Genomic DNA, 12,306 nt, shown 5'->3' with positions numbered 1-12,306 from the left:
CTGATATCAGGTTCAAAGGTGAAGGCCGGCGGTGACGTCAGCCTCGAAGCCAGGGACGATATCAACATCACGGTTGCCCAACAGCGCACCGAAACAATCGGCTCGGAAGTCAAGCAGGGCTCCGAAACTCATATTGGCTCGGAAATCAGTTCTGGCGGCTCGGTCAGTGTTGCAGCCGGCGACAAGGCGGATGCAGACAATTCCCATGATCTCAACATTATTGGCTCGAAAATAGATGCCAAGGGCAAGGTCGATCTCAGCGCAACCGACAATGTCACGATCGCTGAAGCCCGCGATACCGGCTATTCTCAGCTTGATACGAGTTCAAAGGGCGTCTTCAGCAAAAAGGAAAGCCATAGCCGTACGGATACCGAGACCGCTGTTGGATCATCGATCAGTGGCGGTGACGGCGTCGATATCAGCTCCGGCAACGATACAACGATCTCTGCCTCGAACATTCAGGCAGGAACAGCAGATAACAAGGCTGATCTCAATATCGATGCCGGTGGCGATCTGATTATCGCATCCGGCCAAGACACCGTTGAAACAGATGCATCCAAATCAAAATCAGGCCTTTTGTCGAAGAAGAGTGACAAGAGCCATACTTACGATGAAACGACTGTTGCATCCGAGCTTGGTGCTTCTGGCAATGTGAACCTCAATGCTGGCGATAATGTCGTCATTGCAGGTTCCAAGGTCACTGCCGGCGACGATATCGCCATCGAAGGTGACAGTATCTCGATCATCGGTGCGCAGGAACGCCACGATGCCTCGTCTTCATCCAAGAAATCCGGACTTGGTGCCGGTTCTGGCGACGGCTTTTATTCGATCTGGGGCAAGGAAGAGAAAAGCAGCAGCGAGAACATTGTCGCAAATGTCGGTTCTGAGCTTTCTGCGGGAAATGATGTTTCGATCAAAGCCCGCGAGAGTGATGTTAATATTGTAGGCTCGAAGGTCGGAGCCGGAAACGACATCGCGCTCGATGCCGCGCGTGACGTCAATATCCTTCCCGGTGCGGAAAGCTATGCGTCGGAAGATAAGGAAAAGCGCTCAGGCTTCGGCGTTCAGGTGAAGTCCAGCGAAGGCAGCGCTTCCATCGGTATCGGATTTGGGTCGTCGAAAGACGAAACGAAGCAGGGTGCTGAGACCAATGCTGTCTCCAGTCTACAAGCTGGCAAGAACGTCATCATCAATGCGGGCCGCGATGCGAACCTTCAAGCCGCACTTGTTGAAGCCGAAAATGATATTGCCATTACCGCGGAGCGTGATGTCAATCTTCTCGCAGCTCAGGACAAGACCAATTACGAGCATATGCACGAGGAGCTATTTGCGGGCATAACCGCGACGGTTTCCACCGGTCTTGTCAGTTCGGCCAAAAGCATTGCTGATGCAGCTGGCAAGGTTGCCAATGTGTCTGACGGGTATTCCGCAGCCAATGCAGGCTTTGCTGGCCTGAAAGCCTATGATGCGATCAACAATCTCTCATCTATGGTGATGCCAGATGCCAACGGCAACTATGGCAATATTGCCTCAGCCTCCATCGGGGTAGGCTTCGAATATTCGAAATCGAAGGAAAATGCCGAAAGCTCGATACCGGTTGTGACAGGTATTCGCGGCGGCAACAGCGTTTCCATTGAAGCCAAATCTGGCGACATCAACAGTCATGGCGCACAGATTGTTGCGGGCTATGACGAAAATGGTCTGCTTTCTGGTGGTGCCGGCGATATCAGCCTGAAAGCCGGCAACGATATCAATCTCGAAAGTGCGCAGGCAACCAACAGTTCATCCTCGTCCAGCAAGTCTGCTGGTGCAAGTGTCGGTGTGTCAGCCGGAGTGTCATTGAACGGAGTGGGTTTTGGCGTCAACGGGAGTGCCCATGTCGGTTCAGGCAAGTCGAACAGCGAAGGCACGACGCAGGTTAACACCCACGTCACCGGCTCAGGTAACATCAATATTGAATCCGGACGTGACACCAATCTGAAGGGTGCTGTCGTCGAAGGTGAGACTATCACCGCGAATGTCGGGCGTGATCTCAACATCATCTCGGTGACACCGGTGAAAGCTCGAACAAGTCGACTTCGTTTGGCGTCAGCGGTTCATTGACCGGAGGAATGCCAAAGGTCACGGGTGTTTCGCCGGGCTATGGCACAGGATCAGGTGAAACCAACTGGATCGGCGAACAGTCCGGCCTCGTTTCCAAGAGCGAGATGGATGTGTACGTCGAAGGCAATACGCATCTTGGTGCAGGCAAGATCATCTCAGAAAGCGGTGATCTGACACTCGACACGGGTACGCTGACCCATGAGGATTTGTCCGGCTCTAAGAAATATGAAGGCTTCGACATTCAGGCCAATATCGACCTGACACCGAAGGATGCGGACGGCAACAAGCAGCAACAGCCGGTTCAGACGTCACAGCCAAAAACAACTGCCGAGGGAACGTATCAGCTTGACGACACGCGTCAGGAAGTGCGCGCAACGGTCGGACCGGGCGAGATCATTATTCGAGACAAGGACAAACAGGCAGAGCTTGAAGCATCGGGTCAGACCGAAGAACTCGCCGCTCTCAACCGCGATCCCGACAAGGCCTACGAGATCACCAAGGATAAGCACGTCGAGATCGAATATTATCTGTCAGATACGTCACTGAACGCTGTCGCATCCAGTATTGGTAAGGCGATGGAGCCGGGCGGCTTCGTGGATCGCTATCTGCTTGGGAAAAACCTGACACCTGAAGAGCGTGCAAACATTCGCGAAGGACTGGACGCGATTAATAACGGCGGCAGCTTTGGCGGTTGCGGCGGACAGCGCCAAGGCTTCAACAGATCCAATCCGTTAGGATGGGTCGGTTCATCTGCATACGCGTACGACACCAGTTGCTTCATTATCAAAGCTGATGGTTCAAAAATCGAACTGGGTATTTCGACTTACGAGCAATGTCAGGATGCCATCAAGGCGTATTTAAACACATTGAGCTTTGATGAGCGCGCAAAGGTTATTCAGGAGGCGGGCTTTGCATTCGGCTCAGGTGCTATCCCAGCCGATCTGCTTACTTGGCACGTGAATGAACTGCTTCGTTTGGTTGTCGATGATCTGGATAATGGGCAACGGGGCCAATATAGCGAATTCTATAATCAGGGGGTGTTTGCAGGAACCGAATCCGGGATCGCCAAGTCTGCAGAATTGAGCGCTATCTGGAATAATCCGTCCCTCTCATTTTCGGAGAAGATCAATAAACTCAACGATGCAGGCCTTGATGTCATGGGTATCATGGCCGCAACCACAATGGGAGGGATTGGAGCATCGGGAAATCGTGGCAACCCACTTGTCCAGCCCGAATTTCAACCATCGCGCAACAAGGCCTCCACCATAGGAAGTCGTTCATATTCCGGACATGCGTTGGATCAGATGCAAAATCGCGGGTTAACACCTAGTGTTATTGAGGATACAATTTCGCCAACGAACTATATCGGCCCCGGTAATCGACCCAATACGAAGATTTATTACAGTCCGCAAAATGGTGTTCGAATTGTAACAAATGATCAAGGTCATGTCGTGACCGTTATAACAGCACCGAGGAAATGATGGACCGTCAATTTCAAATAGCACTGTTGGATAAGAAAATTGGAGGCGAATGGGGTAAATCGAGCCTGCAAACACTAAATCGAGCAATAGATATTCGTCGCTTAGTATCCATTTTAGAGGAGCCGTACTCGGTTCTTGATAATATTGCCATGGAGATAGAAACTATATCGGGGACGGCACTTGGTATGGGGGACGAAATTCTATCAGATAGTGAAGTGTTAATGCGAGATGATAAATTGAAAGAGCTTAGAGAAGTATTTTTGTCTCTAACGGACGGATGATAACCTTTCGGTCCGGGCAAGATCGTCTCGAAAAGCGGAGATCTGAAGCTTGATACCGGCACGCTGACCCATGAGGATTTCTCAGGATCTAAGAAATATGAAGGCTTCGACATTCAGGCCAATATCGACCTGACACCGAAGGATGCGGACGGTAATAAACAACAGTAGCCTGAAAAGACGGTAGAGCCAAAAACAACTGCCGAGGGAACGTATCAGCTTGACGACACGCGTCAGGAAGTGCGTGCCACCGTCGGACCGGGTGAGATCATTATTCGTGACAAGGACAAGCAGGCTGAACTGGAAGCGAGCGGCCAGACCGAAGACCTCGCCGCTCTCAACCGTGATCCCGACAAGGCGTATGAGATCACCAAGGATAAACACGTCGAGATCGAATATTATCTGTCGGATACTTCGGTAAAAGCGGCGTTGGAAGCAGGTCAGACGTTGGCCGAAACTTTCAGTAATGCCCTTGATCAGATGGTCAAGGATGGCAAGAGGACACCGGAACAGGCTGCTCTTTCCAAAGAGATGTTTCCGTTTCTTGATGATCCGAATGTTCGAGCTGCCTTGGCGCAATGTGCCCAGCAACATGGTGCTGTCGATTTCAGTATCTTTAGCTGGATTGGACCCTCGGCACACGCACAGACGGGTTGTGCAATACCGGTAAATGGGCAGATCAAGTATTTCTCACCTACGCAGGCGGGAACCTGTCTGGCTGACTATGACCGGTTGACCGGTGTCGTACGGGGAGTGATTAGTGTAACCGGAGCTACAATCGCAGGGCTCGCTGGTGTATTTCTTCTGGCATCCACGACCGAAACGGGCGGTGATATCAACAAGCAATTTAAAGCAGATGATGGCACCAGCGTCGTTCTCAAAGCTAAGCATGGGGATATCCAAGGTGCCACAATACTGGTTACTTATCCCGATGGAACTACTGCATCACTTGACATTGAGTATTATGGCGATGGCGGTGCCGTCCGCTTGACAAGTGGTACAATTGGCACGCTGCCGATGACGCCGAGCCAGCTGAAAGACATGGGATATGTGCTCACTAATGCAGGTGTTCCGAGCGTGGTTATTAGCGCTTCGTCGAATAATTCTCCGCCAGTTCCCGGAGCTTCACCGGGAAAAGAAACTAAGGGGCGGACGTCACAATGGGAAAAACCGGGTGGAATGCCCGAAGCGGAGAAGGGCTTTAATGATCTCAATCCGTCGGACGTGAAAAATTATCCGAATGGCGTTAAAGTGGGAACATTAGGAGATGGGAGTACCGTTATTGTTCGACCCCAAAGCACCGATGGTCGTCCAACTCTTGAAATTCAAAATGGGAAGAAGAAAACTAAGGTTCGTTATGGCATATAGGGAAAAATTTTTACCAATTGAAGAAATATTAGTGAAGGGGCGCTTCGAGTGTGAAACTATTGTCGATGGGGTAGATGGCTTATCAATTAGTGTACGGGATTATGAAGGAGATTTTTATAATTTGTATTGGGATGGTGGAGTTGTTTCATACAGGAATACTGATGAAGGTGACCGGATTGGGTTTGTTTCAGAAATTGCGTCCCTTTCACTGATAGGTTTCCTTATAGTCGAATGCGTCAATTCAAAATATCTAAAGTGGTTACATGCGGAGAAGTGCGGGATTGAACAAGAAAATCTGAGGCATTTTATTGTAATGACGTCAAACGACATCATTGATGTTATAGATTATGATGTTCCGGTGGTATCAAAGGTGAATAGTTGAGAACCGTGTCGTAACAAAATCTTATCCGCCCGTTACCGGTACGCTCACCCATGAGGATTTCTCAGGATCTAAGAAATATGAAGGTTTCGACATTCAGGCCAATATCGACCTGACGCCGAAGGATGCTGAAGGCAACAAGCAACAGCAGCCGGACCAGACCTCTCAGCCGCGGACAACAGCCGAGGGTAAGGTGATGCCAATGGAACTGGAAGCTACCACTGCTGGCAAGCTGATCGAATTACTGAAGAAACCCGCGAGTTTCTCTCTCAGCTTCGCGAGGAAGACATTGACTTGATGAAACACGGGCTGGATCTGATCAGATCAATGCGCACCATTGGCCGCTTTATGAGATGGGTGATTTTGGGCGTGCTGGCGATCCTTATCGGGGTTGTGTCGCTCTACGAAAACACTGTGAAACTGATCGCTTGGTTTCAGAAATAGTAAAGGCCCCGCTTCGGTGGGGCTTTTTTTATTCGTACATTCATCAGGACCGCACATGCAAGACGCAGCGACGCCTCCGCAAGATAGATATTAGCTGATAGATAATAATACTGTTGCGCTATAATTAGCATAGTGCTAATAATGACTTATGAAGCAGATCACCTACACCCGCGAAGCAATCCAGGCCTTATCAAAGATGCCAGCCAACACGTCAAGGCTGATCCGGTCCAAGCTTAACCAGTATGCTGAAGACCCTGCAAGCTTAGGAAACAATGTGATTGTTATGGCAGGCACCATGAAAGTATTTAGGCGCATGCGAATTGGTGATTGGAGGATAATATTTAAGGAAACTGGCGAAGTGATTGCCGTTGAAAAGATTGCCTCACGTGGAGGGGTCTACGACTAGGAGAAATATAATGAATATTCAGATTATCAAAACCCCGAAGGGAGAAGAACTCGCTCTCCTTCCAAAGGCCGAACTTGACAGGCTGATTGAGGCTCTTGAAGACAAAGAAGATATCGAAGATATCCGGCGGATAGAAGCGCGCATTGCTTCCGGCGAAGATGAATTGATCCCTTCCGATATAGTTGACCGTCTTCTTGATGGCGAGAACAAGATCAAGGTCTGGCGTGAATATCGCGGCATGACGGGGAAGGCGCTCGCCGATGCTGCCGGTATGAGCGCCCCTTATCTCTCGCAGATTGAAAGTGGTGCTCGCGAAGGCTCGCTCGATGCTTTGAAGAAGCTTGCCGAAGCACTCAAAGTCACTATCGATGAATTGGTCTAACCCATGTTCCTGCCCGGCAATTCTCGACAAAACAATTGCCAGAGCTTTGGTGGGGCTGTCACGTGCGCCGCAAACTGTCGCCAGCAAAGCGATCAACGATCTTTCCGACGCCGGAATTCGGATCGTTGATCAGCAGGAAGGTTGATGAGATAATTCGTAAGCATTTATCTCTGTTTGTAACTCTCGATAGAACCGTCAAAACGATAAGAACGGAAGCGCCATTCGGCGGCATGGAGGTGTCTGACGCCAAGCGGTTGAAGACGCTGGAAGACGAAAACAGGAAGCTGAAACGGCTCCTGGCAGATGCGATGCTCGACAACGCGGCTTTGAAAGACCTTTTGAGAAAGAATGTATGGTCCGCCTCGTCCGTGCAAGGGTTCGCGATATCGCAAATGACGATTCCAGTTGCATAAATGTATCCGGCCTCTCGCGAGTGGGCTGCGGTTGCAGCCAGGCCATGATGAGATCCGCACACGCCGTTCCCAATAAATGGTTCGGGCACGAAGCCCGCTTTTTTGCACAGGACTTACGGCATGTTGATCCACTGTTTCGTCATCACTATTCCCGAGCCTTGCAATCGAGCCAGAAGCGTTAGGTGAAGGCAGGGTCTCTGCGTTCGTAAAGCGCTCCAGGCTTAGTCAGGATGACCCAGACAATCCGGGCAATTTTGGCGGCAAGTGCAACGACAGCTTTGTTTGGGTGCATTCGGGCTTGGAGGCCATCCAGCCAGTTCCCCAGCCGATCTTTGTTCGGTCGAGATGTCGAAAGCATGATCGTGCGCCGTGTACGAGCAGTTTGCGCACGTAGCGTTTCCCTCGCTTGCTGATGCCGAGAAGCCTTTGCTTTCCGCCGGTCGAGTATTCCCGCGGCACGAGGCCGAGCCACGCCGCCAAATCGCGTGCTTTTTGGAATTGCCGTCCACTGCCAATCGCTGCAAGAAGTGCAGTCGCTCCCAATGCTCCGATGCCAGGGATCGTCATGAGCCGTCGAGCCACATCCTCTCGACTAGCTATGGCTTCGATCTCGCGTGTGACGTCACTAATACGTTGCTCCAATTGGCGCAGATCGGCAAACAAATCTGCAAGCAGCTTCCTCATCGCTGACGTAAGGTCGTTTGGATTGGTCTTCGAGAACTTGTGGCAGGTCGAGCTTGAACAGACCCGCGCGCTGGCGCAGGGCAATTCCGTGTTCCAGGCAGAAGGCTCGCATCTGATTTATTAGGCGCGTTCGCGTTCCGATCATCTGGTGTCGCACCCTGTGCAAAGCCTGAAGATCGGCTTGTTCTTCGCTCTTGAGTGCAGCAAACCGCATTGTTGGTCGCGTATCTGCTTCTGCGATCGCCTCCGCATCGATGATGTCGGTTTTGTTCGATTTTACGTAGGGCTTCACAAACTGTGCGGGGATTAAGCGCACCTTATGTCCGAGCGCATGTATCTTCCTGGCGATCCACTGAGAGCCAGCGCAGGATTCCATCCCCACGATCGCCGGTGCTGCTCGCTCAAAGAATTGCAGCAGCGTGTCGCGTCGGAAACGAACCTTCTGAATTGGCACGCCGTCGCTTCCGAGACCGACGACGTGGAAGATGTTCTTACCAATATCAATTCCGTAGACAGCCGCTGAACGCGGCATATTGCGTTGTGGCATAGCAACCTCCTTCGGTTTGGCCGCCTCATTATGCTGCAGGAGGACGAGGCGGACCATCTCATTAGTGGTGACGCCCGCAGCAAGGCGGAAAGCTGTCGCTCATCTGATGGATCACCATCAGATGAGCGAACGGCGGGCGTGTAAAGCCATGGGCGTTTGCCGGATGACGATCCGTTACGAAACCAGGCGCAGCGATGACCATGACCTTCGCGAGCGGATGAAGGCGCTGGCGCATGAGCGCGGATCAATAGCGGCTAAAAGGCTTTCACAACATTGCAGCTTTCACCGTTTCTCGGCGTGTAGCCGCGGGCTTGCTTTTTCTTGACAACATCCAGGAACGTTCTGATCGCGTCGGCCTCGTGTTCGAAGTGTTCAAGTTTATTCTGTCCAGACGTGCCGATCCTTCCCCATTGGCGAAAAAGGCATGGCTCTCCGAACAGAGAATAGGAGATATGCATGGCGTAAAAGCGCGCCATGGTTCGATTTGGGTCATTGTGTTCAACGTAAAGCTCTAGTTCCCGTTCGATCATTTAATCAACGTCGTTGAAAACATCCTCTGCGTCTAATGAGACTTTTGAATCAATCAGGGCGGATTGATTCATTCCCGTGAACTGAAACCGCCTTAGGGCCGGTTGTTCACAGAATCCTGGACAGATAATCGAAAGTTAAGGATGACCGGTTTCGTCCCGATGGCAAAATCAACTCTCAAAGAAATAGCGGGTCAGTCCTCGATCCCAATTTACAGGCTAGGCAAGCCGATAGCGTTTTCGTGGGGATTTGGTCATGCTGGAACCACCTTTACGGCTATATTCGTCACGCCCAATTCATTAAACTTCATAGAAGCACGCTTCGCTTGTGACTGCGTGCGAACGTTATCGATTTTGCGGCGCTAATATAACTTCATAAGCGTGCTTCTCGCTCTTCATGGCCTTTTTGACGGCCGCAAGAGAAATCTCATTCTCGTGCACCTTACCGCCCAGTTCGGATCGATACGCCAATTGACCGCAGGGCGGATATCAGGTCGGCTTGCCTAACCAACTCGACAGCAGGAGAGGTGACAAGTTTTCCGCCGACGGCTCGATCATAGACCGCGACGCAATCCGCGGACGTAAGGCGCGAGGAATAGAGCAGCCCATCGACTGCATAGGAGCTATAGACTGCTTCGCTTAAACTCTGACCTTCGCGATGCTCCTTAGCACGGGCAGCGTCAGTGCTAATGCCGAGCCTCAGGAGACCGGTCGTTCGTAGGTCGAGAAGGATAAGAGGGGCCGTGGCTGTCACCTCGGTGATTGCCCACTCTTCGATTTCACTCTCATCAATTACACGGTCGGGCATCCCCTCGAAGCGATCGCGCACGATCGCCTCTGCGATTGCGGTCGCAAGATCATACGCAGCATAAAGTAGACGGAACAATTGGTTCGGACTTGAGAACCGCGACTGGCCGAACCCCATGCCAAGCGGCGTCGACATGTGCGCTACGGGGATAACGCGGACATAGGATTCTGGTCGAAATTTGAGCGCGAGCTCCTGAACCGTTTGGAGATCAAGTTTCACGATAGGGCTCAGCCAAAATCACGCTCGGCTGCATCCAGAACCACGTCGAGATTGCCCTTCTTGAGGTTTTCGAGCGGTGTTCCGCCAATGCTTGGCTTCGATTGGATCAGCCATTGCCAGGCCACCCGAGGATTGCGGATGATTTTGGTGATTTGGGGCATGCCCTCGACAGGCCGGCCATCCACAAATTGAGCCAGAGGAAAGACATGCTTTCGCTCGCCCTTGAGCAAGCCGATAACAGCCCCGCGCTTGTGCCAGTCGTGCAAGGTTGATCGCTTTGTGCCAAACGTCTTCTCGATGTCCCCTGGTCCGGCGACCGGCCCCGCCCAGTCTTCGATGCGGGTCGGCGTCGCAAACTCGGCGATCCTGCGGCGCCCTTCCTCGATGTCCACCGATTGCCCGAGGCCAGCACCTCGGCTCACTTCGACAGGCTTTTCGACCGGAACCTTCTCGAGCGCATGTCCAGGCTTCGCGGCCAGTTCTGCGACGGCCGCCTCGACGATATGAGCCAGTTCGACATCGTCGGCGGCAATTCGACGCTGCTGCTCGACAGATAGACGGGCTGCCACTGCGGAGACCACAGCCATGACCTTTCCCGTCGCGACAAGCGCCGGCTTCGAAAGGCCGGGATTGTGTCGGGCAAGAACCTTGAGAACATCAGCGACTGCAGCCGGATTGACTTCAAGCCCTGCGCCGATCTGCGATTTCCGTGTGGCAGCAACCATCTTCGTCTTCCTTGTTCACTCCAGCCAAGATAGTGCAGATTGTCCGGTTTGTCCAGATTGCTTCTTAAGATTGAGCCGATGACCGCAGACCAACGGGCCTCTCGATGCGTCCTACACCAAGGCCGCAACATTCGATCCGAATTCGTCCTCTACAGCGTGGAAGCGAGCTACCAGCTATTTGGCTCTGTCGCAATTTTTCGTTTGGGTGCAGTCGGCCTGGCTCCGTCGCTAATATAAGGCTGCTTTTAACCAGCTGAAATTCTTGCGACGGAGCCAACAGCCTTAGGGCCAGTTGTTCGCAGAATTTTGGACAGATAATCGAAAGTTAAGGATGAACAGTTTTTGTCCCGGTGGTAAAAATTGTAACTGAAAGAGACTGAGGGGGAGAGGGGAGGAAATGTGATGGGGAAGAATGGTTTCCACAAATCTGGAAAATTACAAACGCTTCTCATTGATGGAAAACAGGCGGCGACAAGTCTGCTAGGCCGCAAGAAGCAATAGACTGGGTCGACCGTCTGCCAAATTTACAGTTTGTTGGTATTGCATTGGCTTGCGGACTCGGCACATAGGTTTTAATCACCAACGTCCTCTAAACTTGGGTACCTTTCTGCAAACTCCGCTGTGTATCAGCGGGGGATGTGTACGACCGCTTTTATGATCGACATGGCAAATCACATGCCGAATAAGGGCTGCGGTGAACATTGAATGCTTGTAGAACAGCACAGAACCGTCCTGATCGGGTCGAAAGGGTCGAAAGGGTCGAAAGGGTCGAAAGGGTCGAAAGGGTCGAAAGGGTCGAAAGGGTCGAAAGGGTTGACGAGGTTGATGGGCATTTGAAGCGTCTGACGGCAGGCAAAAAGACAATAAGATATTCATCTTTTGAGACTTGTCGGCTTTGACTAATGTCGCTGTGCGCAACGCTAGGAAGTTTGGTCGCATCCAGTTGCGCAGCCCCGGAATGTTGTGAGACGTGCCGGGGCTTTTTAATCTTCCCCGAGTGGTACTCGCGCTTGCGTTCCGTTTTCCCCTGCTTCACACGGATTTCAAAAGCTTAGGGCATCCGCCCTCAGCGCGCTTCGGATTGGTTTCCGCCCAGCTTCGCTCGCTTTGCTCTCTGCAGCTGGTTCCCCGCGAAACCACCCCTCCGCTTGCACACCCGCTGTTCGCCACGAGGCAAGAGGTACAGCAGCGCAATGCTGCTGACCCCTTTAGGGGACAGAACTTAAAAGCGGAGAAAGCCTATGACTATCTGCACTGATACAGCCCGTTTCGACAATGCCCGCGCGATGCGTGAGGACGAAATGTTTAAAACTGCACCGTCTATTTTTGCCCTCACTGCCCATGAAAGCCGCTCACACCGCTTTCAGCCAATCCCGACAATCGAAATCCTGCGTGCGCTGACCAAAGAGGGCTTCGTGCCGGTCGGAGCAAAGCAATCGCGCAGTCGGATTGAAGGCAAAGCCGAGTTTACCAAACACCTCATTCGCCTGCGCCGTATCGATGACGGTAATAGCTACAGCGTCGGTGACAATATCTGTGAAA

13 protein-coding genes and 3 pseudogenes are annotated in these 12,306 nt (G+C 52.0%); 12 read left to right on the top strand and 4 right to left on the bottom strand.

What is annotated here, in order from left to right:
* The 10 genes and pseudogenes from QSJ70_RS27105 to QSJ70_RS27060 form a co-directional block, all read left to right on the top strand.
* On the top strand, positions 1–2,103 hold a 2,103-nt coding region (locus tag QSJ70_RS27105), incomplete at its 5' end, for a hemagglutinin repeat-containing protein (protein WP_285541293.1).
* A gap of 8 nt (positions 2,104–2,111) precedes the next feature.
* Positions 2,112–3,584 (top strand): DUF4258 domain-containing protein, encoded by a 1,473-nt coding sequence (locus tag QSJ70_RS27100; protein WP_285541291.1) that lies wholly within the window; start codon positions 2,112–2,114, stop codon positions 3,582–3,584.
* Complete coding sequence (locus QSJ70_RS27095; protein ID WP_285541289.1) at positions 3,581–3,865, top strand: hypothetical protein; 285 nt, start codon at positions 3,581–3,583, stop codon at positions 3,863–3,865. Before QSJ70_RS27100 ends, QSJ70_RS27095 begins: the two co-directional genes overlap by 4 nt.
* A gap of 237 nt (positions 3,866–4,102) precedes the next feature.
* Positions 4,103–5,230: a hypothetical protein gene (locus QSJ70_RS27090; protein WP_285541287.1), complete on the top strand. Its 1,128-nt coding sequence runs from the start codon at positions 4,103–4,105 to the stop codon at positions 5,228–5,230.
* The gene (locus QSJ70_RS27085; protein WP_285541285.1) at positions 5,193–5,612 is read left to right on the top strand and encodes a hypothetical protein; all 420 of its coding nucleotides are present in this window, start codon (positions 5,193–5,195) and stop codon (positions 5,610–5,612) included. Before QSJ70_RS27090 ends, QSJ70_RS27085 begins: the two co-directional genes overlap by 38 nt.
* A gap of 294 nt (positions 5,613–5,906) precedes the next feature.
* On the top strand, positions 5,907–6,053 hold the full coding sequence (locus tag QSJ70_RS27080; RefSeq protein ID WP_285541283.1) for a hypothetical protein: 147 nt from the start codon (positions 5,907–5,909) through the stop codon (positions 6,051–6,053).
* A gap of 148 nt (positions 6,054–6,201) precedes the next feature.
* On the top strand, positions 6,202–6,459 hold the full coding sequence (locus QSJ70_RS27075; protein ID WP_285541280.1) for a type II toxin-antitoxin system RelE family toxin: 258 nt from the start codon (positions 6,202–6,204) through the stop codon (positions 6,457–6,459).
* Positions 6,460–6,469: 10 nt separating this feature from the next.
* Positions 6,470–6,841 (top strand): helix-turn-helix domain-containing protein, encoded by a 372-nt coding sequence (locus tag QSJ70_RS27070; protein ID WP_215780775.1) that lies wholly within the window; start codon positions 6,470–6,472, stop codon positions 6,839–6,841.
* Positions 6,828–6,986: a hypothetical protein gene (locus tag QSJ70_RS27065; protein ID WP_285541295.1), complete on the top strand. Its 159-nt coding sequence runs from the start codon at positions 6,828–6,830 to the stop codon at positions 6,984–6,986. The genes QSJ70_RS27070 and QSJ70_RS27065 overlap by 14 nt, the downstream gene beginning before the upstream one ends.
* Positions 6,940–7,194, top strand: a pseudogene (locus tag QSJ70_RS27060) (hypothetical protein); the annotation flags it as partial. The gene QSJ70_RS27065 and the pseudogene QSJ70_RS27060, both read left to right, overlap by 47 nt.
* A gap of 238 nt (positions 7,195–7,432) precedes the next feature.
* On the opposite strand, the pseudogene QSJ70_RS27055 reads toward QSJ70_RS27060, so the two are convergent.
* Positions 7,433–8,470: pseudogene (locus QSJ70_RS27055) on the bottom strand (IS110 family RNA-guided transposase).
* A 79-nt stretch (positions 8,471–8,549) separates the two neighbouring features.
* Here QSJ70_RS27055 and QSJ70_RS27050 point away from each other — a divergent pair.
* A pseudogene (locus QSJ70_RS27050) lies at positions 8,550–8,750 on the top strand (IS3 family transposase); the annotation flags it as partial.
* On the opposite strand, the gene QSJ70_RS27045 reads toward QSJ70_RS27050, so the two are convergent.
* The 3 genes from QSJ70_RS27045 to QSJ70_RS27035 form a co-directional block, all read right to left on the bottom strand.
* Positions 8,740–9,015, bottom strand: a complete 276-nt coding sequence (locus QSJ70_RS27045; RefSeq protein WP_285541277.1) for a WGR domain-containing protein — start codon at positions 9,013–9,015, stop codon at positions 8,740–8,742. The pseudogene QSJ70_RS27050 and the gene QSJ70_RS27045 sit on opposite strands and share 11 nt — an antisense overlap.
* Before the next feature lie 439 nt (positions 9,016–9,454).
* A complete protein-coding gene (locus QSJ70_RS27040) occupies positions 9,455–10,039 on the bottom strand; it encodes an RES family NAD+ phosphorylase (protein WP_285541275.1) in 585 nt (194 codons plus the stop codon).
* 8 nt (positions 10,040–10,047) lie between these two features.
* Positions 10,048–10,764: an antitoxin Xre/MbcA/ParS-like domain-containing protein gene (locus QSJ70_RS27035; RefSeq protein ID WP_215780769.1), complete on the bottom strand. Its 717-nt coding sequence runs from the start codon at positions 10,762–10,764 to the stop codon at positions 10,048–10,050.
* Between the two features lie 1,241 nt (positions 10,765–12,005).
* Between QSJ70_RS27035 and QSJ70_RS27030 the strand changes: the two genes are divergently transcribed.
* Positions 12,006–12,306 (top strand): DUF932 domain-containing protein (locus QSJ70_RS27030; protein WP_285541273.1); only part of this gene is annotated, 301 nt, incomplete at its 3' end.

It is taken from the genome of Brucella sp. NBRC 12950 (assembly GCF_030268145.1).
GTDB lineage: Bacteria > Pseudomonadota > Alphaproteobacteria > Rhizobiales > Rhizobiaceae > Brucella.
The sequence above is the reverse complement of the archived record's forward strand: the minus strand, read 5'-3'. Positions and strand labels throughout refer to the sequence as shown.